Annotated in this window: 22 protein-coding genes; 9 read left to right on the top strand and 13 right to left on the bottom strand. The window is 62.2% G+C overall.

Annotated features, from left to right (window positions below):
* Positions 1-7: 7 nt before the first annotated feature.
* The 6 genes from M3G19_RS07010 to M3G19_RS06985 form a co-directional block, all read right to left on the bottom strand.
* Positions 8-1,243, bottom strand: coding sequence for an MFS transporter (locus M3G19_RS07010; RefSeq protein ID WP_259901904.1), 1,236 nt, complete (start codon positions 1,241-1,243; stop codon positions 8-10).
* Between the two features lie 173 nt (positions 1,244-1,416).
* Positions 1,417-2,019 carry an imidazoleglycerol-phosphate dehydratase HisB gene (gene hisB, locus M3G19_RS07005; protein ID WP_259901903.1) on the bottom strand — a complete coding sequence of 201 codons (603 nt, stop codon included), beginning with the start codon at positions 2,017-2,019 and terminating at the stop codon, positions 1,417-1,419.
* Positions 2,012-3,127 carry a histidinol-phosphate transaminase gene (locus M3G19_RS07000; RefSeq protein WP_259901902.1) on the bottom strand — a complete coding sequence of 372 codons (1,116 nt, stop codon included), beginning with the start codon at positions 3,125-3,127 and terminating at the stop codon, positions 2,012-2,014. Before M3G19_RS07000 ends, hisB begins: the two co-directional genes overlap by 8 nt.
* Before the next feature lie 23 nt (positions 3,128-3,150).
* On the bottom strand, positions 3,151-4,458 hold the full coding sequence (gene hisD / locus M3G19_RS06995; RefSeq protein ID WP_259901901.1) for a histidinol dehydrogenase: 1,308 nt from the start codon (positions 4,456-4,458) through the stop codon (positions 3,151-3,153).
* A complete protein-coding gene (locus M3G19_RS06990) occupies positions 4,442-5,014 on the bottom strand; it encodes a hypothetical protein (RefSeq protein ID WP_259901900.1) in 573 nt (190 codons plus the stop codon). Before M3G19_RS06990 ends, hisD begins: the two co-directional genes overlap by 17 nt.
* Positions 4,996-5,736 (bottom strand): hypothetical protein, encoded by a 741-nt coding sequence (locus M3G19_RS06985; protein WP_259901899.1) that lies wholly within the window; start codon positions 5,734-5,736, stop codon positions 4,996-4,998. The genes M3G19_RS06990 and M3G19_RS06985 overlap by 19 nt, the downstream gene beginning before the upstream one ends.
* A gap of 252 nt (positions 5,737-5,988) precedes the next feature.
* Between M3G19_RS06985 and M3G19_RS06980 the strand changes: the two genes are divergently transcribed.
* The 5 genes from M3G19_RS06980 to treY are packed head-to-tail and all read left to right on the top strand — an operon-like array spanning position 5,989 to position 13,415.
* The gene (locus M3G19_RS06980; protein WP_259901898.1) at positions 5,989-6,522 is read left to right on the top strand and encodes a TetR family transcriptional regulator; all 534 of its coding nucleotides are present in this window, start codon (positions 5,989-5,991) and stop codon (positions 6,520-6,522) included.
* Between the two features lie 39 nt (positions 6,523-6,561).
* Positions 6,562-8,817: a glycogen debranching protein GlgX gene (glgX, locus tag M3G19_RS06975; protein WP_259901897.1), complete on the top strand. Its 2,256-nt coding sequence runs from the start codon at positions 6,562-6,564 to the stop codon at positions 8,815-8,817.
* Positions 8,810-10,141: an exonuclease domain-containing protein gene (locus M3G19_RS06970; RefSeq protein WP_259901896.1), complete on the top strand. Its 1,332-nt coding sequence runs from the start codon at positions 8,810-8,812 to the stop codon at positions 10,139-10,141. Before glgX ends, M3G19_RS06970 begins: the two co-directional genes overlap by 8 nt.
* A 54-nt stretch (positions 10,142-10,195) precedes the next feature.
* Positions 10,196-10,873: a hypothetical protein gene (locus M3G19_RS06965; RefSeq protein WP_259901895.1), complete on the top strand. Its 678-nt coding sequence runs from the start codon at positions 10,196-10,198 to the stop codon at positions 10,871-10,873.
* A 49-nt stretch (positions 10,874-10,922) separates the two neighbouring features.
* Entirely contained in the window at positions 10,923-13,415 is a 2,493-nt protein-coding gene (treY, locus tag M3G19_RS06960; RefSeq protein WP_259901894.1) for a malto-oligosyltrehalose synthase, read from the top strand.
* Between the two features lie 161 nt (positions 13,416-13,576).
* On the opposite strand, the gene M3G19_RS06955 is transcribed toward treY, so the two are convergent.
* The 5 genes from M3G19_RS06955 to M3G19_RS06935 form a co-directional block, all read right to left on the bottom strand.
* Positions 13,577-13,963, bottom strand: coding sequence for an RNA-binding S4 domain-containing protein (locus tag M3G19_RS06955; protein ID WP_259901893.1), 387 nt, complete (start codon positions 13,961-13,963; stop codon positions 13,577-13,579).
* Positions 13,964-13,967: 4 nt separating this feature from the next.
* Positions 13,968-14,204: a hypothetical protein gene (locus tag M3G19_RS06950; RefSeq protein WP_210571662.1), complete on the bottom strand. Its 237-nt coding sequence runs from the start codon at positions 14,202-14,204 to the stop codon at positions 13,968-13,970.
* A 10-nt stretch (positions 14,205-14,214) separates the two neighbouring features.
* The gene (locus tag M3G19_RS06945) at positions 14,215-14,859 is read right to left on the bottom strand and encodes a YigZ family protein (protein WP_259901892.1); all 645 of its coding nucleotides are present in this window, start codon (positions 14,857-14,859) and stop codon (positions 14,215-14,217) included.
* 72 nt (positions 14,860-14,931) lie between these two features.
* Positions 14,932-15,201, bottom strand: a complete 270-nt coding sequence (locus M3G19_RS06940) for a hypothetical protein (protein ID WP_259901891.1) — start codon at positions 15,199-15,201, stop codon at positions 14,932-14,934.
* A complete protein-coding gene (locus tag M3G19_RS06935) occupies positions 15,189-15,704 on the bottom strand; it encodes a hypothetical protein (protein ID WP_259901890.1) in 516 nt (171 codons plus the stop codon). The genes M3G19_RS06940 and M3G19_RS06935 overlap by 13 nt, the downstream gene beginning before the upstream one ends.
* Positions 15,705-15,763: 59 nt before the next feature.
* Here M3G19_RS06935 and M3G19_RS06930 point away from each other — a divergent pair, with 59 nt between their 5' ends.
* Positions 15,764-16,594 carry a DUF1266 domain-containing protein gene (locus M3G19_RS06930; RefSeq protein ID WP_259901889.1) on the top strand — a complete coding sequence of 277 codons (831 nt, stop codon included), beginning with the start codon at positions 15,764-15,766 and terminating at the stop codon, positions 16,592-16,594.
* Positions 16,595-16,768: 174 nt separating this feature from the next.
* A complete protein-coding gene (treZ, locus tag M3G19_RS06920) occupies positions 16,769-18,484 on the top strand; it encodes a malto-oligosyltrehalose trehalohydrolase (protein ID WP_259901888.1) in 1,716 nt (571 codons plus the stop codon).
* On the opposite strand, the gene ilvA is transcribed toward treZ, so the two are convergent.
* Positions 18,481-19,764, bottom strand: a complete 1,284-nt coding sequence (gene ilvA / locus M3G19_RS06915; protein ID WP_259901887.1) for a threonine ammonia-lyase IlvA — start codon at positions 19,762-19,764, stop codon at positions 18,481-18,483. The two genes, treZ and ilvA, sit on opposite strands and share 4 nt — an antisense overlap.
* 199 nt (positions 19,765-19,963) lie before the next feature.
* Between ilvA and M3G19_RS06910 the strand changes: the two genes are divergently transcribed.
* Positions 19,964-21,232 (top strand): ATP-binding protein, encoded by a 1,269-nt coding sequence (locus tag M3G19_RS06910; protein WP_259901886.1) that lies wholly within the window; start codon positions 19,964-19,966, stop codon positions 21,230-21,232.
* A gap of 122 nt (positions 21,233-21,354) precedes the next feature.
* Positions 21,355-21,915: a hypothetical protein gene (locus tag M3G19_RS06905; protein ID WP_259901885.1), complete on the top strand. Its 561-nt coding sequence runs from the start codon at positions 21,355-21,357 to the stop codon at positions 21,913-21,915.
* Between the two features lie 137 nt (positions 21,916-22,052).
* Here the strand turns inward: M3G19_RS06905 and dnaE are convergent, their stop codons facing one another.
* A complete protein-coding gene (gene dnaE, locus M3G19_RS06900; protein WP_259901884.1) occupies positions 22,053-25,619 on the bottom strand; it encodes a DNA polymerase III subunit alpha in 3,567 nt (1,188 codons plus the stop codon).
* Between the last annotated feature and the right edge of the window lie 2 nt (positions 25,620-25,621).

Raw genomic sequence — 25,621 nt, 5'->3', positions numbered from 1 at the left:
AGCGCCCCTATCGCCGGAGGCGGCGTCGGCCGATGATCCAGTCGGTCGTCGTCATGGCGATGCCGGCGATGACGACGGCACCAGAGGCAGCGAACGCTCCCGCGGCGCCGAGACCGGCGATCATGCCGCCGAACATGAAGGAGCCGATGCCCTGGCCACCGTCGAAACCGACATTCCACACGGCGGAAGCGTGGCTGACCTTGGACTGGGGCAGCCGGTAGAACATGCTGAGCAAGGATTCGTTCTGCACGGCGCCGAAGCCGGCACCGAAGAAGATCGCGGAGACGACCATCCACACTGGGTGGGCGCTGGTAGCCAGGCAGGCGGCGAAGCCGAACATACCGATGGCGGCGGCGATCTGGAACGGGATCATGAGGGTGCCCGGCTCGCCGCGGCGGTCGGCGACGACACCGGTGAAGATGCGCGCCGACATGACTGCCAGGTTGATCACCGCCAGGATCAGGCCACCGAGCGTGGTGCCGGAGGTGATCCCCGTGTCGCGGGCGGCATCGGGCAGGAAGTTGGCGATCAGGCTGTACGCCATCGCGGCGATGGCCAGCGCCAGGGTGGGCACGAGCACGAGCTTCCACGTCGGGGCGGACATCGCGCCGCTGGCCACCGGGTCGGGTTGGGCCCCCTTGATGGGCGGGATAGCAGCACACGCCAAGCCGCCGACGGCGGCGATCACTGTGGCTATGATCCACACGGGTTCGTACCCGATTTTCTCGCTGAGGAACAGGCCCAACGGCAACGCGATCATCTGGGAGGAGCCGCTCGAAGCGCCGAAGACACCGGAGGCCTTACCCAGCAGTTTGCGAGGCACAAGCTCAGCGATGATCGCGGCCTCAGCAACAGTCATCGCGCCGAAGCCGATACCGCGCACCACGCTCACCGCAAGGACCACCGACGGGTCCATATTCCACATGAACGCCAGCGCCGGGACACCGAGCAGCACCGCCGAAACGGCGATCGCGGAGCGGTAGCTGAACCGGCGCAGCAACCGCGGCATGAAGACCTGCGTGAGCACAGTCGCAGCCATGAACACGCCTGTCGACGCACCAGCGAGGGCGTGGGAGCCACCTGCATCGAGAACTGCCACCGGCACGACCGGCAGCAACAGCGCCCACGAACCGAAAGCGGCGGCGACCGCCACCAGAGTCGGAATGAAGCCAGATGCCTCCCAGACCGAATTGACCTCAGTCTGGGAAGCATCGTCCGGACCAGTCCCTTGCGGGGAACCCACGGTGAAAACCCTCCCAAAACTCACATCGACTGCACAAAGAAAAAAGGAACCGGACGGTTCCAACAAGAAAAATCAGGCTCCCACCAACCGTGAGGATTCACAGTTGGAAAAGCCCGAAAATCAGCGTTGGGCGCGGCGGTTAGCGGAACAACGCTGACGTCGATAAGCGTGCTTTAAAGCGCGCCCTTGGTAGAGGGTACGCCCTCAACGCGCGGATCGCGTTCGTAGGCCTGGCGCAGTGCGCGCGCGACCGCCTTGTACTCGGCTTCCGTGATGTGGTGAGGGTCGCGGCCGTACCGCACGTTGACGTGGAGGGTGATGCGCGCGTTGTACGCCAGTGTCTCGAAGAAGTGGCGGTTGATCACCGTGGCGTAGTGTCCGCCGATGATCTGCCACGCCATGGATTCCGGCTCGCCGTTCATGACGAAGTACGGGCGGTTGGAGATGTCCACGACGGCCTCGACGAGGGTCTCATCCATCGGCAGGGCCATGGAGCCGAAGCGGCGGATGCCCAACTTGTCCCCCACCGCGTCGATCAGCGCCCAGCCCAGCGTGATCGCGGTGTCCTCGACCGTGTGGTGCGCGTCGATGTGCGTGTCGCCTTCCGCCTTGACCTTCAGGTCGAAGCTGCCGTGCGTGCCGAATGCGGTGAGCATGTGGTCGAAGAACGGCAGGCCGGTGTCCACCTCGACTTTGCCCGTGCCGTCGAGGTTGATCTCGACCGAAATGTCCGACTCGCTGGTCGTGCGCGTCGCTGTGCCGATCCGGTCAGTCATTATCCTTAATCTCCTTCGCTGCAGCCAAGAACGCGTCGTTTTCTTCATCCAACCCGATTGTCACACGCAAATGTCCAGCCACGCCGACATCACGGATGAGCACCCCGCGGTCGAGGAATTCCTGCCAGGCTGCGTGCGCATCGTCGAAATCGCCGAAGAAGAGGAAATTCGATTCGCTGTCCACGACCTCGTACCCCAGCTGAAGCAGCGCAGCCTGAACGCGCTCACGCTCAGACGCAAGCTTATCGACGTTCCCCAGCGTCTCCCCCGCATGCCGCAACGCCACCCGCGCTGCCGCCTGTGACAGGACCGAAAGGTGGTACGGCAAGCGGACGAGCATGACTGCCTCGATGAAGGCGGGGGCGGCGACGAAATAGCCGAGACGGCCTCCCGCGAAATCGAAGGCCTTCGACATGGTTCGGGAGACCACGAGCTTGGCCGGGTACTTCTCCAGCAACGACACAGCGGATGCCGACGGGGAGAATTCCGCATACGCCTCATCCACGATCACGATGCCAGGGGCTGCTTCGGTGATGCGCTCTATGTCAGCGAGCGCGGTGACATCGCCCGTCGGATTATTCGGGGTGGTCACGAAGACCACATCAGGCTTTTGCTCGTTGATCTCGCGAACGGCCAGATCCACATCGACGCGGAAGTCCTCTCCGCGCGGAATTCCGATGAACTCGGTCTGTGTGCCCGACGAGAGAATCGGGTGCATGGAGTAGCTGGGCACGAACCCCATCGCGGTGCGGCCCGGCCCACCGAAGGCCTGAAGCAGCTGCTGGAGCACCTCGTTTGAGCCGTTCGCCGCCCACACATGGTCGCGCGTGACTGTGACACCGGTCTGCTTGGACACGTACGCGGCGAGGTCGTCGCGAAGCTCGACCGCGTCACGCTCCGGGTAGCGGTTCAGTCCTGCAGCGACCCGCTGGACCTCCTCGACGAGGTCCGCAATGAGCTCATCCGACGGCGGGTACGGGTTCTCGTTCGTGTTCAGCGCCACCGGCACGCTCAACTGCGGCGCGCCGTACGGGGACTCGCCTCGCAGCTCCTCACGCAGCGGCAGGTCGGACAGGGCAAGCTGGTTCTGCTGATTGGGCTCAGTCATTGTTTCTCCTTGTCGTCCCTTCACTATTTCTCGGTGCGAGCCTTGATCGCTTCACCATGGGCGGGAAGCTGCTCGTCGCCGGACAAGGTGATGATGTGCGGCCCGACTTCGGCGAGAGCTTTCTCGTCATATTCGATGATGTTGACTGGGCGCAGGAATGTGTGGGTGGACAGTCCCGGGGTGAAACGTGCTGTGCCAGACGTGGGCAGCACGTGGTTCGAGCCTGCGATGTAGTCACCCAACGGCACCGGGGAGAATGGTCCGACGAACATCGCGCCGGCGTGCGTGATCTTCCTTGCCACATTGGCGGCATTGCGTGTGTGGATCTCGAGGTGCTCTGCAGCATACGCATCGGCAACAGCGATGCCTGCGGCGAGATCGTCGACGAGAATGATGCCGGACTGCTGCCCGCCAAGCGCCGTCGCCGCACGGTCGGCGTTGAGGGTCTGCGCTGCTCGCGCGTCGATCTCCTTGTCGACGGCGGCTGCGAATTCCTCCGAATCCGTGATCAGCACCGACGCAGCATTCTCATCGTGCTCTGCCTGAGAGATCAGATCCACGGCGACAAGGACCGGATCCGCGGAATCGTCCGCGAGCACCGCGATCTCGCTCGGCCCCGCTTCTGCATCGATCCCGACTACCCCGTTGACCACGCGTTTTGCGGCAGCAACGAAGACATTGCCGGGGCCGGTGACCATATCGACAGGCTCGAGGTTCTCCGCATCATCGCCATAGGCCATGAGGCCGACCGCCTGCGCACCGCCGACGGCCCAGACTTCATCCACACCGAGCATCGCGCACGCCGCGAGGATCGTCGGGTGCGGCCATCCACCGTGTTCCGCCTGCGGCGGGCTGCACACCACGAGCGATTCTGCCCCTGCTTCCTGCGCCGGAATGGCATTCATGAGCACCGACGACGGGTAGACCGCTTTACCGCCCGGCACGTAGAGGCCGACGCGCTCCACTGGGAGGAAGACCTCGGTGACCGTGGCTCCGTCGGCCACGTCGATAGTGTGCTCAGACGGTTTCTGTGCGGCGTGGACTGCACGGATCCGCGCAATCGCCTCTTCCAGGGCGGCGCGGAGCTCACCGTCGAGATCCTCAACGCAGCGGGCGATGACCTCGTCCGGCACCCGCACAGTGTCGGGACGGATCGAATCGAATTTCTCGCCGTAGTCGAGCGCCGCTGCGGCGCCGCTCTGCTTCACGTCCTCAATGATCGGAGTGACAGTGGGAACCACCGATGCAATATCCATGCCGCCCCGGGGCAGAACCCGGCGCAGCTCGGATGTCGAAGGAGTGCGTCCACGAAGATCAGTCACATTGAGCATGGCGCTCATCATATTCGGCGTCACGCGGCGCCGGGCCACTTCCCACCGATGAAACCGCGCCGAGCCAATACGCCAATGCCGCGACAAACGGCCCCGCGAGCCACGCGGGCCCCGGGCGCAGGACCGGCACAAAGGTCAGTGTCTGCCCCGGCACCACATCATGGGGATCAGGTACTCTGTGGTACAGCTCCGCGGACCAGGTGCCGAGAATAAATAACGTCCAGCTTGAAAACGCCGCCACGGCAATGGTGAACAGCATCCGCCCGATCCCCGCGCGTTTTCCCGCGGTCAGAAAAGCCACAACGCCGATCAATAGACCCAGCAGTGTGGTCAGAACAACGAAGCCGACAAAAGAAATGAACTCGACATTATCTGCGTTCAATGCCGGGTCGATGCGTGCGCCGCCATCATCGACGGTGGCGGAATAGCCCGGACGAGTAAGGCCCCACACGCCGCCGACAAGCGCGGCGATAATGCCCCCAAGCGCAACAAGCCCCGCGCCCCAGCCGAAAGGCTGGGAAATACGCGGGGAATGACTTAGTTGCACACCTTCCACTGGCCGCCCTCGCGCTGGAAGCGCTGGACGCCAGACTCGGTCTGGCCGTTGGTATTGACGGTCACGGTGGCGGAGGCGGAGTCGCCGTCCACTCGGACGTCGCTAAGCTCCGCTTGGGTCTGCGGGACCGGCGGCAACGGGCGGCCCGCAGCTCGCGCTGCGTCGACTGCCTGCTGCATCTCGCGCTCAGTCTGCTCGAGGGAGGTGCCGCGGCCCGCCAGCTCCTGGTTGGTCTGGTCGACGACCTTCTGGCAGGAGTTCTCCATAATCACGCGGGACCAGGAGACAAGATCCTTCGGGTTGTAGATCTTGTTCATCGTTTCGGTCATGCCCTTGACGTCTGACTCGCTGGCCTCCTGGCCACCCTCGACAGGCTTCGCCTCGACGGTCGGCAGCGTGCCGTCCTCGAACGGGTTGACCACCCCAGCTGCGCCCTCATTCGGCACGCCCTGCGCCGCAGGGTCGTTTTCCGGCTTCGGTGCGTCCTCAGGCTTGGACTCCTCGTCCTTGTTGTCCTTGTCCTTATCCTTGTCGTCGCCGTCCTTCTTCTCCTTATCGTCCGCAGGCTTCTCAGCCTCCGGATCGACAGTGACGACATTGGTCTCGGTAGCCATGCCCTCGGCGACATTCTCGTCCTCGTTGGACCCGCAGGCAGCAAGAGCCAAAGGTGCGATGAGAATAGCTGCCGCGACCGTCTTCTTCGGAGCGATGGTCAACGTCATAAAAGAAGTCTCCTCAAACTGTTCCGTTATCCGAAGCCCTCTTCGAAACAGTGGGGCCTACCGATGTCCCGGCGAAAGCCACCGCGTCATGTGACGCGAGAACATCTTTGATAACGCGTATTGCTTAGTGTTGCTTTCAGTGCACATCAGATCATAGCAACGGCCACGTGATTCCCATTAACTGTGGGGCGTTGAAGATGCCATGAACTAGCTGTGAGAATGGCCGGGGAGCTGCGTGTACGCTGTTATAGCATGCAACTGTCCCGCCCGGTGATCGCCCGAGCAGCCGTGGAGATCTTGGATTCCTACGGTCTCGCCGATGTTTCCATGCGCCGGGTCGCCGCGTCCTTGGGTGTCGCCCCGGGCGCTTTGTATTGGCATATTGACAGCAAACAAGCACTCATCGCCGCGATGGCCGACGAGATCGTCGCCCCTGTGCTCATATCCCCGCATCCCGGACCCAAAGAATTCTGCGCGGCTCTGCGCGAGGCGCTTTTATCGCATATCGACGGCGCCGACGTGGTCTCCACCGCCGCGTCCCAGGCCGACTCCTCTGTCTTTCCCGCATTGCTCGACGGAATACGGGCGAGCTTTGACGGAGACCCGCCTGAGTCGGCGGCCGCCGGACTGCTCTATCTCACCTTGGGCGCCACGAGCCTCCACCAGGCTGGCACACAACTTCGAGAAATAACTGCAGGTGAAAAGCAGGTTCTTTATGGTTCGGCCGAGCAGGTCGATGCTGCTGTGGATCTCCTTCTCGCGGGGCTCGACGCGGACCCGCACTAGGTGCATCACGCACCCCGATTTCTATTAACATCGGGTCTCATGACAAATCCGAGCGCGAATGAGCAGACCATCCAGGTGTGGCCTGGATCCTCCTACCCCCTGGGATCTACATACGACGGTGCTGGCACCAATTTCGCCATCTTTTCCAACGTCGCCGAGAAGGTGGAGCTCTGCCTGATCGACCGTGAAGAAAATGAAGTGCGCGTCAACTTCGAAGAGGTGGACAATCATGTCTGGCACGCTTACCTGCCGGGCGTCCTGCCTGGCCAGCGTTACGGATACCGCGTCCACGGCCCGTGGGACCCGGAAAACGGCAAGCGCTGCGATCCGTCCAAGCTCCTGGTCGACCCATACGCCCGCGCATTCGACGGCGAATTCGACGGACATTCGTCCTTGTTCTCTTACGACATTCACGCCGAGGAGCCGGGCACCGGACGCAACGAGGAGGACTCACTCGGCCACACGATGAAGTCTGTGGTGATCAACCCGTTCTTCGATTGGGGCGATGACAGGTCTCCGCGCATTCCGGAGAACGACGCGATTATTTACGAGCTGCATGTCAAAGGTATGACGCAGCTGCACCCGGATGTGCCGGAAGATCTCCGCGGCACCTACGCCGGGCTTGCCCACCCGAGCGTCATTTCCTATTTGAAGGACCTCGGGGTGACCTCGGTGGAGCTCATGCCGGTCCACCAGTTCCTGCAGGACGATCGTCTGCGCGACCTCGGCCTCCGCAACTACTGGGGTTACAACACCTTCGGCTTTTTCGCGCCGCACCAGGACTACGCGGCCAGCAAGAAGCCGGGTGACGCTGTCGCCGAGTTCAAGGGCATGGTCCGTGCGTACCACGAAGCGGGCATGGAGGTCATCCTCGACGTCGTGTACAACCACACGGCAGAAGGCAACCATATGGGCCCGACGATCGCCTTCCGCGGCATCGACAACGAGGCGTACTACCGGCTTGTCGACGACGACCGGTTCCACTACATGGACTACACCGGCACCGGTAACTCGCTGAACGTCCGTGACCCGCACTCTTTGCAGCTGATCATGGATTCGCTGCGCTATTGGGTCTCCGAGATGCGCGTCGATGGTTTCCGCTTCGACCTCGCATCCACCCTGGCCCGCGAGTTCTCGGATGTGGACCGCCTGGCTACCTTCTTCGATTTGGTGCAGCAAGACCCGATCGTGTCCCAGGTCAAGCTCATCGCCGAGCCGTGGGATGTGGGCGAGAACGGCTACCAGGTGGGCAATTTCCCGCCGCTGTGGCGCGAGTGGAACGGCAAGTACCGCGACACGGTGCGTGATTTCTGGCGCGGCGAACCTGCCACGCTCGGTGAGTTCGCGTCACGTCTGACTGGTTCGTCGGACCTGTACAACCACAATGGCCGTCGCCCCACCGCGTCCATCAACTTCATCACCGCGCACGACGGCTTCACCCTCAACGACCTGGTCAGCTACAACGAGAAGCACAACGAGGCGAACCAAGAGGACGGCCGCGACGGTGAGAGCCACAACCGCTCCTGGAACTGCGGTGTGGAGGGCCCGACCGACGATGAAGAAATCTTGAAGCTGCGTGCGCAGCAGCGCCGCAACTTCCTCACCACGCTGCTGCTCTCGCTGGGCACACCGATGATCGCCCACGGTGATGAATTCGCGCGCACTCAGGGCGGCAACAACAACGTGTACTGCCAGGACAACGAGACGTCCTGGATGAACTGGGACCGTCTGGAGGTGGGCGACGACCTGCACGACTTCACCAAGCGCCTAATCGCCATCCGTAAGAACCACCCGGTTTTCCGTCGTCGCCGCTTCCTTGCTGGTGGCCCGCTGGGCACTGACGCCCAGGACCGCGATGTCGCGTGGCTCACGCCCGACGGCCGAATGATGACGCAGGACGACTGGGACTTCGCTTTCGGCAAGGCGCTGCAGGCATACGTCAACGGCAGCCAGATCGCTGAGCCGGATTCACGCGGCCAGCAGGTCACCGACGATTCCTTCCTGTTGATGTTCAACGCCTTCCACGAGGACATCGAGTTCACCCTGCCGTCGAAGACCCTCGGCGCGAAGTGGGAAGTTCTCATCGACACCACCGAACCCCTCGGTCACCCGGCAGAGACCGAAGAGATCGAAGCCGGCGGCACCAAGAATGTGCCAGCGCGCTCCACCATCGTGCTCCGCCAGATCGAGCCTCCGATTTTCGACGAGAACAACGAGAACGAGGAGAACAACGAAAACAACGAAGACGACAAGAAGGCCGAAGGCGTCGAGGAGGCACAGGGCGCAGATGATTAACACGCACGGTGCCCGAATCCTGGTCACCGACTCCGCGCTGGAGGTTCACCCGGATCCGCTTGAAGCCGCGTTGACCGGCACGGCAGAGGCGGTGGTGCTCCCGCTGGCGGAGATGTCGTCGATAAGCGTGCTTCCCGGCGATGACTGGGATGGCGCACGTGTCGTCCTTGCTGGCGGCGCTGGTGAGACTGTTATTCGTTTCGTCCCGGGCGACGAGAAAGGGCCGGAACAGCTGCAGGCCATCGTGGATGCCGCGCGTTCGGGCAAGAAGATCAGCGCGGATAGCATTCCAGGCTTCAGCTTTGTTGCTTTCGATGTCGAAACCGCGAACCAGAATTGGGGTTCGGTCTGCCAAATCGGGCTGGTGCGCGTCATCGATGGCGAGATCGTCGAGCGCGCATCGTGGTTGTGCCGCCCGCCGGAAGGCATCGACGAGTTTGATCCGTTCAATGTCGATTGCCATGGCATCACGGCAGACGCCGTCGCCGATGAGCCCGCTGTCGGTGAGCTGTTTGAGCGATTCACGGACTTCGTCGGCGACCTGCCCGTCGTGGCGCACAACGCGTATTTCGATGCCTCCGCTATCCGCTACGCGGCGCAGGCCTCGGGCGCGGAGATTCCGCACATCACCTTCGCGTGCACGCTGGCGCAGTCGCGCGCCGCTGACTTGGGCGTGGCCAACCACCGTTTGCCTACGGTGGCAGAGCATTTCGGTGTCACACTCGACAACCACCACGATGCCGCCGCCGATGCGGAAGCGTGCGCAGGCGTGATGCTCGGACTCGCCCGGCGCGCAGAGCACACCGGCACGCTGGCCGAATACGTCCATTCCACCGGCTTCGCCCTGGGATCCGTCGGCACTGCCCGCGTCACCCCTGTGCTCAAAGACCTCTCCGGCGCGCAGACGGCCTTGCAGTCCGCCGCCGCTGCTGAGGAGAAGAGCGAGCCAGACGAGAACGGGAGCTCCGGACAATCCGGCCGCGGCCCTGCGCCGTGGCAGTCGGTGGCAACCCCGGACACGATCCCGGAACCGGCTGTCGATGCGGATCCAAAGTCCCCGCTTTACGAGCAGAATATCACGCTCACCGGCGAATTCGAGCCCTTCGACAAAGGCCAGCTGTGGGACGGCATCGCTGCACGTGGCGGCCAGGTGGGCAAGAACGTGACCAAGAAGACGACGATTCTCGTCGTCGGCGAATGGGCGTCGATGACCTCCAAGGAGAAGCGCGCCCGCGAGCTGATGGAAAAGGGCCAAGAGATTGAGATTTGGCCCGCGGACAAACTGCTGGACATTCTCGGGTTGAACGAGCAGCCCCCGTTTTAAAGAAATTTCGGCGGCGAGGGAACCGCGGGCTGGGTCAGCGCAGTCTAAAAAGGCATGAATGTCGCGCTGAATCCTGCACCACCTGCCGTTCCTACTCCTGTCCCTGTTTCCGTCCCGTCCCCGGTGTCTTCATCCGCCGGGTTGGCCGTCGCTCAGCTCCCAGCGAGTGCACTGCACGCTGTTCCCGCTCCGCGGACGCGTGCTGTGAAGTCCACCGGCTGGGCGCACCCGGGTTCATCGGCCAAGCCGGCATATGTCGCGCTCTCCCGCGACCATGTGGCGTTGTTGAAAGCCCCAGACGGGCGTTTACTGACACCGCTTGATCTGGGGCACATGGAATTGAGCACGCAGCAAGCCTGGGATACCGCCGCCGACACCTTGCTGCGCACGCAGCACGACAGAATCGAATTCACGGTGCGCAACGCATCTTTCGCACTAGGGGATGCAGCACCCCGGGGCCTCGAAGTGCGAGGCGGTGCGCATCCGCCGGCAGCGTGGCTGGCGCATCCGCGGACGTTCAGAGTGCTCCACGCACATTTCACGGAGATCCTCTCCCCCGAAGCAGCACTGGTGTTTCTCACCCGCGACCACAAAGAGCTCTTTGTTCTCGACGCAGATGCGCGCCAGGTACGCGAGGAATTCCCGGCTGCTGCGGTATTCACCTATTCCTACGGTTTTCCGGTCAACCATCATGACTGCGGAAGCGGTGAGAGCGCGGCTTCATCTCACTAGTGTGTGAGGGTGTACCACACAGTGTCACGACGATAAGGAGTGTCCGCACATGCCCCGTCCGATCACCTCGACGTACAGGTTGCAATTGCGCGGCGCGAAAGCGGACCCGGCGGGCCGAAGTTTCACCTTCGCCGATGCCGCCGCTCTCGTCCCCTACTTGAAGGAGTTAGGGGTCTCCCACCTATACCTCTCCCCGATCTTCACGTCGTATCCGGAGTCCAACCACAATTACGACGTGACAGACCCGACCGAGGTGAACCCGGAACTCGGCGGAATCGAAGGGCTACGCCACCTAGCGGCGGAAGCGCACGCGGCGGGACTCGGTCTGATCGTGGATATTGTGCCCAATCACCTCGGTGTGGAGACACCACAGTTGAATGCCTGGTGGTGGGACGTACTCAAAAACGGGCAAGACTCGGAATTCGAGTCGTATTTCGACATCGACTGGCACGAGGACAACGGCGCAGGCGGCAAACTGGGGCTCCCCGTGCTGGGCCAGCCGGGCGACGAGGACAAATTCGAACTGACTTATCTCGACGATATCGATGAGCCGGTGCTCGCCTATTTCGACAGTTATTTCCCCCTCGCGCCGGGCTCTTTTTCCAGCCTCGACGATGATCCGCGCGAGGTCTACGAAAAGCAGAACTACCGCCTCATGTTCTGGCGCGACGGAGTGATCTCCTACCGCCGTTTCTTCTCCGTCAACGGCCTGGCGGGCATCCGCCAGGAGGACCCGCTCATCTTCGAGCACACCCATCGCACATTGCGCCAGATCATCGCAGAAGACCTGATCGATGGTGTCCGCGTGGACCACCCGGACGGACTCGCCGACCCATTTACCTATTTGAACCGCTTGCGGGATCTAATCGGGAAGGACCGGTGGCTGGTTGCCGAGAAGATTCTCGGTGTCACGGAACCGCTCGACCCGCGTTTGGCCGTCGACGGCACCACCGGATACGACGCGCTGCGGGAGCTCGACGGCATTTTCATTTCCCGCGACGCCGAGGATTCGTTGAGCATGCTCTCCCTCCAGCAGTCCGGCTCAACATGGGATGAAGCAGCTATCGCCGCAGCCGAACACCAGCTCAAACGAGACGTGGCGCAGTCAGAGCTGGCCGCTGAGGTCCGCCGCCTGACCCGCGCCATCCGCCGCGATAATTTCTCCACGGCCGGCGCGGACGTGACCGACGAGGATCTGGAACGCACTGTCATCGACCTCGTCGCCGCTATGCCGGTTTACCGCGCGGACTATATCTCCCTATCCCGCCAGACGTCAACGATCGTGGCGGACATGGTGCGGCGCTTCCCGTCCCGCCGCGGAGCACTCGATCTGATCTCTGCGGCGTTTCTCGCGAACGGCGAAGCCAAGACACGCTTCGCCCAGGTCTGTGGTGCCGTCATGGCAAAGGGCGTAGAGGACACGCTGTTTTACCGGGCCTGTCGCCTCGTCGCGCTCCAGGAGGTCGGCGGCGCGCCCGGCCGGTTCGGGGTGTCGGCTGCGGAATTCCACCTGCTCCAGCAGGAGCGTTCCATGCTGTGGCCGCACGCCATGACGTCGCTGAGCACCCACGACACGAAGCGCAGCGAGGACACCCGCGCCCGCATCATCGAGCTCACCGAGCGCCACAAGGACTTCGCGGAGCTGGCCCAGCAGATCAGCGCCCTGGTCCCCGCGCCAGACGATGCGACGGCGCATTTCCTCCTCCAGAACATCATCGGCATCTGGCTGACCGACGGCAGCACCGACACCATCCGCGAGCGCCTTAAGGACTACGCCATCAAAGCAGTGCGCGAAGCTGGCGTGCACACGTCGTGGTTCGACAACGAGGAGCATTTCGAACGGACGATCATGGACTGGGTCGACGCGCTTATCGACGGCCCCGCCGCCCCCATGATCGATGACTTCCTCCGTGAGATTCACCGCGGTGCCGTGCAAGTCTCCCTCGGCCGGAAGATGCTCCAGCTCATCGGCCCCGGTATCCCGGACACCTACCAGGGCCAGGAATTCTGGGATTTGTCGCTGGTCGACCCGGACAACCGCCGCTTTGTCGATTACGTGGCCCGGGAGCAAACACTGGAACAGTTCAAGGAGGCGGCGTTGTCCGGCCGCGTCCACGCCGAATTGATCCGGGCCCGCGACGCCGCGGCGGACGACGAGCAGCCCGGCCTCTATCCGCACCTGGCCGGCATCATCGACCGCGCCAAGCAAGCTGTCACCCACGAGGGCGTCTACCTCCGCCGGGAACACCCGGACATTTTCTTGGACGGTGATTACCAGGCAGTCTTCGGCGTGGGCGAGGCTGCGAGCCACCTCGTCGGCATGGCGCGGGGCACTGACGGCCTCGCTGTTGTCGCGCTAGCCACCCGACGCCCGCTCCTGTTGGAGGACCGCGGCGGATGGGGCGAGACCACCGTCACCTTGCCCGAGGGCGAGTGGACGGACCGGCTCACTGGCTCGACTTTCACGGGCACGGTCCTCGTCCGCGATGTCCTGGACGTCCTGCCGACGGCGCTTTTGGTCGCTGCCCACACCGACGTGTAGCGCCGCTCAAACTCAGCCCCCTGGATTTCAGTTTTCTAGATGTTAACCCCAGAAATGAGTTACCCCAGGTCGCGGATTTCAGGGCATTTTCGCCGACCTGGGCTAACTAAGTTTTGGGGTTCACATCCTCGCCGAGGATGCCCACATCCAGGACTCCTTGTTCAGCGCCGGCCCATCAGCCGGTCGAGTTCGCGCCGCTCCTTCTTGGTCGGGCGGCCAGCACCCCGGTCGCGCTTCGGCATGGAGTAGAAGTACTCCTTTGGCGGAGGCGGCGGCGAGTGGTCGATATAGCAGGTCCGGGCTACAGGTGCACCGACGCGTTTGCGAAGGGTCTGCACCACTTCATACTCGATGTCCCGGTAGTCTTTCCACGCTTTGACTCGGTCGCCCGGCACGACTTGGGTGGATGGCTTCACGGCGTTGCCGTTGAGCTTGACGTGACCGGCGCGCACCGCGTTGGCGGCTTCGGAGCGGGTCTTGTACATGCGGACGGCCCACACCCACACGTCGATGCGGACGGGGCTGCCGTCCGGTTCAGCACCAGCCACGGAATTAGTAGTTGTCCTGGTGGTTGATGATCTTCTGGATCTTGCTGTAGTTGTACAGCCCGCCGCCCACAGCGACGACCATGCCGAGGGCGAACCAAAACCAGAAGGAGGAGAAGATCAGGCCCAGCGCCACACCGCCGAGCACACCGCCACCGACGCAAGCCACTCCGTTGCGAGAGTAGCGGCGCACGGCCTGTTTACGGGCTTCGATCGGGTTATTCGGGCGGGGCTGAAGAGTCATGAGCATAAGTTTAGCGGGCGCGCTCCACCCACATTGTTCCCGCCTCGCGCGCGGTTGCGTTTCCTTGGGTGACGGCGGCGAGCAGCTCATCGAAATCGTCGCGGGTTCCGGGGGCAATGGCGAGCCGGTAACTCGCGTGCGCGCCGTAGGCCACGTCGACGACGTCGATGCCGTGGGTGCGCAGTTCCGCTTCAATCCGCCCGGCATCGGCATGAGGAAGGTCGACTGCGACGAGTTCGCGAAGGGATTTCTCCGCCCGTGGCACGGCGTCAAGAGCTTGGGAGACAGATTCCGAATAGGCGTGGACGAGCCCGCCCGCGCCTAGTTTCACACCGCCGAAATAGCGGATCACCACGGCCACGGCGGATTCGAGGCCCGAGCCGCGCAGTGCATCGAGCATCGGTTTACCGGCTGTGCCGGCAGGTTCACCGTCATCGCTGGAGCGTTCAATGGGCACGGCATCGTCGACGTGCACGATGAATGCGGAGCAGTGGTGCCGCGCATCGGGGAATTCGTGTCGTGCGCGTGCGATGACATCGCGTGCTTCTTCTTCGGTCTCAGCTCGTGCAATCCAGGTGATGAAGCGGGAGCGTTTGATCTCGATCTCGCTCACCGTCGGTTCACCCGCGACAGGCAATGAATATGTTGTCACCATCGCCGGACCATTTTACTTAGGGTTGAACACCTGAAGTTCGATGCGTGGGCGGCGCAGAGCTGCGCTAGATCCTTAAACGAAGATCACCGCGAAAGTCACGATAATGGTCACGATCACGGCGGCCAGAATGAGCTGCGTCTGAACGGAGAGCTTCACCGGGGACAGGCCCTGTTGCCAGAAATCATAGTCCTCACCGTAAGGGGCGCCATTATGAGCCTTCTGCGCCGGGGGCGCAACTTTCGGCCCGTAGTTGGGCCGGGGCCGGTTCGGCGGCGGATCGGGTAGAAGCGCGTCGCCAGAGAAGGCGGCCCTCGGCTCCGGGTAGGTGTTTATGTCAGCCACTTGCCCTCTCCGATCGCTTCGCGGATGTTCAGTTCGAACTGCTCGGGAGTCATCTCAACATTGTTCGCTTCCTGCTGGACATCGATCCACTTGTTGAACAGTTCTGGAATAGTTGCTTCCGGTGCCGGGCTCTGCATCGCGAAATCAAGGGCGTGCAAGATACGCATCAGTCCAGTGCGATTGAATCCGATCCAGTTCACTTCCCCGTCCACGGCCTTGAGTGTGAGCGTTAGCTCTTCTGCGGGCCCGTACGGGCGACCACAGAAGCCGGTGAGCCAGGCGTGGTCGATCACTGTCACCTGGCCTGGCGCAGTGCCAAGAAACAGACGCGAAGTCGTGCACACGCATGCTGACGTGAACCCGGGAGCACTCGTGAGTGCCACCTCCAGGATTTCCTCTCCAGGCCCGAGCACATGCATGACGTCATTCACGACGGCCGGTGCGATCTGGGTGTCACCACAGCGCTCCAACGCTTTACGCACAAACTCGTTCTCATTGACCACGTAACGCAGGTTAACATGTGTATTGCGCGAATTTCGTCTTGCGAGGAAGGAATCCCCTGATGACCGCCATCACCGCCGCACGGTTCGAACGTCCCCGCGCCAAGGCCGAAAATATGGCAGTTGACCTGTGGGAATGGAGCACCCCGCAGCCGGACCGTCAGACGGTGCTGGAGGCGGTTTTCGCCCTGCCGTACCGAGTGGCACACGACCGGACCGTGGACACTCCCACGTTGCCTGTAAAGAAAAATCGCGTGCAATACAAGCGCATGCTTGAGCACTCGTGGGGCATCACCTCGGCTGATGGAGCCCGTCAAATGATGGAGATGCTCATCGCCGGCGACATGCACACCGCGTCGTCGGATGCCGTGCTGCACACAGCCGAAATGCTCACGGGTGAGTTCGCCCCGCAGGAATGGCGTTCGCAGGATTTTGCGGCGCGCCGCCGGACGATGGAGATCTTCCTGGAGCACTTGGCTATTTCCAACTGGATGGATCCGAAGCAGCTCTGGACCGACTTCGACCACTGGATAGCTGTGCGCACCCACCCTTCGTTCGCGAACGTTAACGCGCCGTCAGCCCCGGCAACGACCCGCGCTTGGGACATCATGCGGGTGGAAATGACAGGCGCGACAGCCGCGCTCGTCGGGCTCATCACCCCTGAGGAGTACTCCAGCTACGCCTCGCGCGCTGTCGCCGAGCTGCAGAAGCACTTCCGGTCTTGGGCGGATGCCGCAGCCAGCTTCTGGTGGGGTCGCGCCATTTGGTCAGCCGACACCATCAGGGACAACGCAGACGACATGCAAGGTGAACTCCAGTTGTTCGACCACATTCTCACGGAAGCATTGATCGACCCGAACTCTCCCTGGCGGCGCTTCCCGCTCCACGCTTAGCCGCGCCTGCCACGCAGTTTGTCTAGCTCGCGGCGCTCTTTCTTAGTCGGTCTACCAGCACCGCGGTCACGCTTCTGCAAGTTTGATCTCGATCTCGCTCACCGTCGGCTCACCCGCGACAGGCAATGAATATGTTGTCACCATCGCCGGACCATTTTACTTAGGGTTAAAGATATGAAGTTCGATGTGTGGGCCCCGTACGCGCACGATGTGAAAGTGGTGGTCGACGGCGTCGAGCACCCGATGCGCCGCGACGACGCGCGCACGGGTTGGTGGTTGAGCGATATCGAGAAGGTTCCAGGTCAGCGCTACGGCTTTTCGCTTTTCGACGGCGCGTCGTGGACCTCTCCCCTCCCCGACCCGCGCTCGACCCGCCAGCCCGACGGAGTGCACGGCCTGTCTGCGGTGACGGATCCCGAATTCGAGTGGTCCGACCAGCACTGGACCAGTTACGAGCTCAAGGGGCAAGTGATCTACGAGCTCCACGTGGGAACGTTCAGTAAGGAGGGAACGTTCGACGGAGTCGTCGATAAGCTTGATTATCTTGTGGACTTGGGCGTGACCACGATCGAGCTGATGCCCGTCCAGCCTTTCGGCGGCGAGCGCAACTGGGGCTACGACGGTGTGGACTGGTTCGCGGTGCAGGAGAGCTACGGCGGGCCGGACGGGCTTAAACGTCTGGTCAATGCCGCACACCGTCGCGGTGTGGGCGTGTATCTGGATGTTGTGTTCAACCACTTCGGGCCCGACGGCAATTACAACGGCCAATTCGGGCCGTACACAACGTCGGGTTCCACGGGGTGGGGTGACGTGGTCAACTTCTCCGGCGCCGATTCGGACGAGGTCCGGGCGTATGTGCTGGACGCTGTCCGCCGTTGGCTCACCGAATTCCACATCGACGGGCTACGCCTCGACGCGGTGCACTCCTACGATGACCGCAACGCGTACTCGATCATGGAGCAGATCAACATGCTCGCCGACGAAGTGGAGGCGGAATTCGGACCGAACCCGATCATTATCGCCGAAAGCGACCTGAATGATCCGCGGATCATCTCCGATTATTCCGTCGGTGGCTACGGCCTGGACGCGCAGTGGCTTGACGACGTCCACCATGCCCTCCACACCGTCGTCACCGGCGAAAATAACGCATATTACGAAGACTTCGGCACGATTGAGATTCTCGCGGACACGCTACGCCACGGCTTCCGGTTCCGTAACCATTACTCCAGCTTCCGCGGCCGCACCCACGGTCGTGCACTGGATCTGTCGACGATCCCGCCGTGGAAGCTGATCACCTACACCACGACGCACGACCAAGTGGGCAACCGCGCGCAGGGCGACCGCCCGTCGCAGAATCTCACGTTGGCCCAGCACGCGCTGAAAGCCGCCGTGATCTTCTTCAGCCCGTTCACGCCGATGATCTTCATGGGTGAGGAATCCTTCGCGCAGACACCGTTTCCTTTCTTCGTCTCCCACACTGACGAGAAGCTGATGCAACTGACCCGTCAGGGACGCGCCCACGAATTCGCGCGCTACGGCTGGGACTTCGACGAGGTCCCTGATCCGGCTGATCCAGCTACTTTTGCATCAGCGAAGCTGAACTGGAATGCCAACGACGATGCCTCCGCAATGCACGAGGCATACAAGACGCTGATCACCCTGCGCCGCGAATTGAACCTCGCCCGCGAAGATCTGCGCGAGCTTGAAGTCGATCATTCCGATTCCTGGCTGACCATGGGCTACGACGATGTCTTCCTCGCGGCGAATTTCACTGACCAGCCGGTCACCGTCCCTGCGGGCGGGGAGCTCATCTACTCATTCGGCTCCCCCACTGTCACCGCTGACGAGACTCAGCTGGAGCCCTGGGGATTCGCCATCATCAGGCGCTAGCCAGTGACAATGAAATCGTATTCGGGGGTGCCCGGGAAGAGCCGGCGGCAGTCGAATGCAGCCTCCTCCATGCGCTCGAGCAGCGGGTCGAGATCGGATGCACGGGCGAGCTCGATGCCGACGAGTGCCGCGCCGGTCTCGCGGTTGTTCTTCTTCAGGTACTCGAACAACGCGATGTCGTCGTCGGGGCCGAGCACGTCGTTGAGGAAGCGGCGCAGCTGGCCCGGCTCCTGCGCGAAGTTGACCAAGAAGTAGTGCTTCAGTCCCCGGTGCACCAGGGACCGTTCCATGATCTCGGCGTAGCGCAGAACATCGTTATTGCCGCCGGAAATGACGCACACAACGGTGCTGCCAGGTGTCAGGTTCACATCTGCCAACGCCGCTACTGACAGGGCGCCCGCGGGCTCCGCGATGATGCCCTCGTTCTGATACAGGGCGAGCATGCACGTGCACACCGCTCCTTCATCGGCTGCCACAACGTGCAAGCGCCCGAGATTTTCCTCGATGATCTTGAAATTCACGTCGCCGATGCGCTTGACCGCGGCACCGTCGACGAACGGATCGATGGTCTCCAGCGTCACTGGCTCGCCGGCATCGAGCGCCGCCTGCAGCGATCGGCCGCCTGCAGGTTCCACGCCGACGACCGCGGTGCGTGGCGACATGTCGGCCAGATAGGACGTGATGCCGGCGAGCAGTCCGCCGCCGCCGACTGGGACGACGATGGAGTCGAGCGACTTGCCCAGACCCGACAGCTGGGAGACCACCTCAGCGCCCACGGTGCCCTGGCCGATCACGGTATTGCGCGCATTGAAGGGCTCGACGATGGTGGCACCGCGTGATTGTGCGTCCTTGCGCGCTGCTTCTGCCGCTTCGTCGAAGGTGTCGCCGACGAGAACGAGCTCCACATTGTCCCCGCCGTGCACCTTGATGCGGTCACGCTTCTGCTTGGGCGTGCGCTTCGGCACGAAGATCTTTCCGTCGATGCCCATCGAGCGGCACGCGTACGCGACACCCTGCGCATGGTTGCCTGCCGACGCCGCGACGACACCCGCCGCTTTCTCTTCTTCGGTGAGGTTGCTGATGTTGTAGTACGCGCCGCGGATCTTGTACGACCGCACATCCTGCAGGTCCTCGCGCTTGAGATACACCTCCACCCCGTAGGCCTGCGATAAACGCGGGCAATACTGCAACGGAGTCGGCGCAATAATGCTCGAAATGCTCGCCTGTGCCCCTTGGATGTCTGCTGCATGGACGGGTGAGAAATCAGGCGAATGTGTCATACCGAGCAATCATAGACTCACACATGGCCCCTCAAGCGCATGTGAACCGAAAATTTCCGGACGCCGCGAGCGTGCTCCACGACCGAAGACCGCCGCGTTTCCAGCAGGTTCCCCGCCCCAGAATCTGCAAAACATAAACTATGATTACTGCAAAACATAAACTACACTTGCTGCAAAACATAAATTAGGAGGGATTGGTGTGGATACTAAACAGCTAGCAGGCCGCCGCTACCGTCCACGGATCGTCGACACTCGAGTCGAATTTTTGCTGCAGGCCAGCGGCGCCGTCATCATCGAAGGTCCGCGCGGATGCGGCAAGACGATGACCGGGTTGTACCACTGCGAGTCCTTCGCATTTGTTGACGATCCCGCCACCAACCAAGTAGCGCGACTCGTACCTGAGTCCGTGCTCGCGGGCCCGCGACCCCGGCTGCTGGACGAATGGCAGACTGCACCGGATCTGTTCAATCTCGCCCGTCGCGCCATCGACCAGGCCGGGGAGCCGGGGCAGTTCATCTTGGCAGGCTCGGCTGTGCCGGCAGATGATCTCACTCGCCACACAGGCGCCGCACGGTTCCTGCGCATGCGGCAGCGCACTCTGACACTTTTTGAGAAGGCAGACTATGAGCCGGCGGTTTCTCTCGAATCGTTGTTCAACGGCGAGTCCCCACTTCCAGATGCAAAACAAATCTCCTACCAACAGGTCATCCGCGATCTGCTCCGGCCAGGTTTTCCCGGCTATCAGGACACGAACGAGCAAGTCGTGCTCACTCAATTGCGTGGTTACCTGACGGAGGCAGCCCGAGCCGACATGCAGCGGGTGGTGGATCTCCGCATCTCGCCCTTAGCGACCGAACGACTCATTGCTGCGATCGCGCGGTCAACTGCAGGCGAAGTCTCCGTGGCCACGTTACGGAAAGACCTAGATGCGGTAAGCCCGGGCATCTCGCTGCCAACGGTGAACAAGCTCTTGGACAGCTTGCAGCGCATTTTTGTCGTCGAAGCAGTCGCCGCTTGGACACCGCGGCTCCGTTCCAAGGCACGTCTGCGGGTGTCCCCGAAATACCACCTCGCAGATGCTGGACTCGCCATCGCAGCTCTGGGCGCCACCTCCGCTTCACTGGAACAAGACCCCGAGACCACTGGCCTGCTCTTCGAATCTGCCGTGATTCACGACCTTGCGGTCATGATCGAATCGTTGGGTGGAGCTATCCACCACTACCGCGACTCGAACGGGAATGAGATCGATGCAGTGCTGACACTCCCCGATGGCCGATGGGGAGCTATCGAGGTCAAGACTGGTTTCGGCGGAGTTGAGCGTGGCGCTAAATCCCTCAAGAAAGCCGTCGAAGCCATCAATCACGAAGGACGTGCACCCTCATTCACCGCCGTGATCACTGGCACAGGCATCACTGCGGAATTGGACGACGGAGTCATCACCTTTCCTCTGCACCAGCTCCGGCCTTGACAAAGGCTGGGCCAAGCAGAGCAGCCCGCGAAAACCCTTGGCATTAGTTGTCGTGGGGCGTAAGCTCTTTCGAGGTTCCTATTAGCTTTACCCGAACGTATTCAGTGCAGAAGGAGTCCTTCGTGAAGAAGCGCACCGCATTCATCGCCGCAACACTTTCCGCCGCAATGGCTTTCAGCGCCGCACCGGCCGTCGCCCAGGCCGCCGACGAGTCCAACACATCGGCCGACACCGGCACTAACAACGACGGTGACACTACCTCCGGCAACGATGACGCCCCCTCCGAGACTGGCGACGACAACGGTAAAACCAAGCCGGCACCTCCGAAGGATAAGGACGGAGACGACGACAACGGTAAAACCAAGCCGGCACCGAATAAGCCTGGGAAGGATAAGGACGAAGACGAAGAAGAGGAGGAGAACCCGAACGCCCTCGACCCGACCAAGGGCAAGTGGGACAACGGTGGTGCCAGCTCCGAAGCCGGTAAGGAAGGTCCCTTCGGCTCGTCCGGTCTGAACCGCATCTCGAACTACACCCAGAGCAACCAGTTCAAGAGCATCTCCACGATCGTGGCCCTGGTCGGCGGCGTGATCACGGTGGGCTCCCAGTTGGCAGCGCTGATCATCACTGTCTCCCCTACAGCGAAGGCTCAGTTCGACAACTTCATGAGGAGCCTCGGCTAAATGCCGCACGGCCCCTTAGATGATGAAGGGCCGCCTCAATCGTTAAACACTCCTCGTTCCCCCAGAATGAATCCGTGGGAGCGAGGAGTCTTTCGCTTGCGCGTCGATAAGCGCTTATCGACGTCGCCTCAGCTGACCTACCCCAGCACGCCGGCGCCCATGGCTGCCTTGAGATCGCCCATGAGGCTGCCGGAGCGCTCTACCCGCAAGTGGTCACCGAGAACCATCAGCTGGGAGTGGTCCCCGTTGACGAGGTTCAAGTACACATCGGAATCGCCCGGGTTATTCACCAGCACTTGCTTGAGCTTCCGGATGTTATCCATCGTGCACTGGTCGGTGCGCAAGGTCAGGCGCAGCGGCAGACCAGCACCGTTGCCGGGGCCGAGCTCGGGGACCTTCACGTCGTCGCCGAACAGGCTCATGCGCTCATCACGGATGGAGACGTGCGCCTTGACCAAGATGATGTTGTCCTCGACGATCTGCGGCGCGACAAGGGCATAGACCTTGTTGAACAGCAGAACCTCCACCTGGGCGCCGTTGTGATCCTCAAGCGTGACGATCGCCCACGGTGAGCCGTCCTTCTTGGAATAGCGCCGGTCGACACCGGAGATGATGCCGCCGATGGTCACTTGGTCGCCGTGGCGCATCTCCCCGCCGAGAATCTTCGGCATCGGAGTGTCCGTCTGAGCTTCGAGCGCTTCCTCGAACCCGTCAAGCGGGTGGCCCGAGACATAAAGGCCGAGCATTTCGCGTTCGAGCGCGAGCTTGTGCTTCTTCTCCCATTCTTCTTCCGGCACATCAATGCTGAATGCGTTTGCGGCGCTGTCGTCGCCGTCATCTCCGCCGAAGGACGAGAACAGGTCGAACTGCCCCTTATCAGCTGCCTTCTTCGTCGTCAGAACTGAATCGACCGCACCGTCGGAGACGAGCAGCAGCCCCTTGCGCGGATGGCCGAGCGAGTCGAATGCGCCGCCCTTGATCAGCGATTCCGTGATGCGCTTATTGCACGGCAGCAAGTCGATCTTGTCCAGGTAGTCGGAGAAACTCGTGAACGCGCCTTTGGTGCGGCGTGTCTCCATGATGGACTCCACCACTTCCACGCCGACATTGCGGATCGCGGCGAGCCCGTAGCGGATGTCTTTGTCCACAGCGAGGAAGTTCTCCTCGGACTCGTTGATGTCCGGCGGCAGAACAGAAATACCCAAGTGGCGGCAGTCAGCGAGGTAGATCGCGGACTTATCTTTTTTGTCGCCGACGGAGGTCAGCAGTGCCGCCATGTACTCGGAGGCGTAATTAGCCTTCAGGTACGCCGTCCAGTACGAGACCAACGCGTAGCCAGCGGCGTGAGATTTGTTGAACGCGTAGGACGCGAACGGCTCGATCGTGCCCCACAGCGCATCGACCGCGGACTTGGTGTAACCGTTGTCGAACATGCCCTGCGAGAATTTCTCGTACTGCTGGGCAAGCACTTCCGGCTTCTTCTTACCCATGGCCTTACGGAAGCCGTCTGCTTCGCCGGCCGTGTAATTGGCTACCTTCTGGGAGATCCTCATGATCTGCTCCTGGTAGACGATGAGACCGTACGTCTCGTCGAGGATCTCGCGTAGCGGCTCCTCCAACTCCGGGTGGATCGGCGTGATCGGTTTGCGGCCGTTCTTGCGGTCTGCGTAGTCCCAGTGCGCGTTCACGCCCATCGGTCCCGGACGGTAAAGCGCGAGCGAGGCGACAATATCGTTGAAGCCTGTCGGCTTCATGCGTTTGAGCAGCTCCTGCATGCCGCCGGAGTCGAGCTGGAACACTCCCAGGGTGTCGCCGCGGGACAAAAGCTTGTAGACATTCGGGTCATCGGTATCCAAGCCTTCAAGGTCGAGGGTCTCGCCCCTGTTTTTCTGGATATTCTCGATTGCGTCGCCGATGACGGTCAGGTTGCGCAGACCGAGAAAGTCCATCTTCAGCAGGCCGATGGCCTCGCACGCCGGATAATCCCAGCCAGTGATGAGGGCACCGTCAGCGGGGCGCTTCCACATCGGAATGTGGTCCATGAGCGGAACCGAGGCCATGATCACCGCACAAGCGTGAACGCCCGCCTGGCGTACGACGCCTTCGAGGCCGCGGGCAGTCTCGTAGATCTTCGCCACATCTGGGTCCGTCTCGACCATGGAGCGGACCTCGGTGGCCTCCGAGTAGCGCTCGTGCTCCGGGTCTGTGATGCCGGCGAGCGGAATGTCTTTTGCCATGATCGCGGGCGGCAGTGCGGCGTTGATGCGGTCGGCCATCTGGAATCCCGGCTGGCCGAAATTGACCTTGGCGGCGTCCTTGATGGCTTGTTTGGTCTTCACTGTGCCGAAGGTGATCACCTGGGCGATCTTGTCCTCGCCCCAGTTCTCGGCGGCGTAGGTGAGCATCTCTCCGCGACGGCGATCATCGAAGTCGATATCGATATCCGGTGCGGAGGGACGTTCCGGGTTCAGGAACCTCTCGAAGAGCAGACCGTGCTCGATCGGGTCGATATTCGTGATCGTCAAGGCATATGCGACCAGTGCGCCCGCGGCGGAACCACGGCCCGGTCCGACACGGATGCCAACGGAGCGGGCGTGCTTGATCAGCTCAGCGACGATGAGGAAGTAGGACGGGTAGCCCTTCATGTCGATGACACCGATTTCGTAGTCGGCGCGCTTCAGGTACTCTTCGGGCACTTCCTTGCCCTCGAAGCGCTCCTCCAAACCGCGGTGGACTTCCTTGCGCAGCCACGTCGTCGGGGTTTCTCCTTCCGGCACTGTCGCGATCGGCATGCGGTCGTGCGGGTGTTCTTCCCACAGCTCGCTGTAATCACCGACGCGCTCAGCAATCCAGAGAGTGTTATCGCAGCCGTCCGGCACCATATCGTCCCACGTGGCGCGCATCTGCGCGGCGGACTTGATGTAGAAGTCCGTGCCGTCGAATTTGAAGCGGTCCGGATCGAGCAGTGTCTTGCCGGTCTGAACGCACAGCATTGCCTCATGGGCTGGTGCCTGTGATTCGAGCACGTAGTGGCAATCGTTGGTGACCAGCGGCGGCAGGTCGAGCGCCTGGCCGATGCGCAACAAGTCGTCGCGGACTCGGCGCTCGATGTGCAGGCCGTGGTCCATCAGCTCGAGGAAATAATTGTCCTTGCCGTAGATGTCTTGCCACATCGCGGCGGCCTCGAGCGCTTGGTCGTACTGGCCGAGACGCAGGCGCGTCTGCACATCGCCGGACGGGCAGCCGGTGGTGGCGATGATTCCGTCGGCATGCTCGGCGACGAGCTCCGCGTCCATGCGTGGCCACTTGCCCAGCTGCCCCTCGTAAGACGCCAATGAGGACAGCTTGAACAGGTTGTGCAGGCCGGTGGCATTCTCCGCCAGCATCGTCTGGTGCAGATAAGCGCCGGAGGCCGAGACGTCGTCGCCCTTCTGATCGGGAGTGCCCCACAGCACACGCTTTTTGTTGAAGCGGGACTCCGGGGCCATATACGCCTCGATGCCGATGATCGGCTTCACGCCGGCTTCCACCATCCGGCGGTAGAACGCGTTCGAGCCGAACATATTGCCGTGGTCCGTCATGCCCACGGCGGGCATGCCCTGGCGGACGACTTCCTCGGCCAAGAGATCCACCTTGGCCATACCGTCGAGCATGGAAAACTCGGTGTGGTTGTGCAGGTGAACGAACGAGGAGTTTTTGGCCATGC

This window comes from Corynebacterium sp. p3-SID1194 (assembly GCF_025144155.1).
Taxonomy (GTDB): domain Bacteria; phylum Actinomycetota; class Actinomycetes; order Mycobacteriales; family Mycobacteriaceae; genus Corynebacterium.
This window is presented reverse-complemented; position numbering and strand designations above follow the sequence as displayed.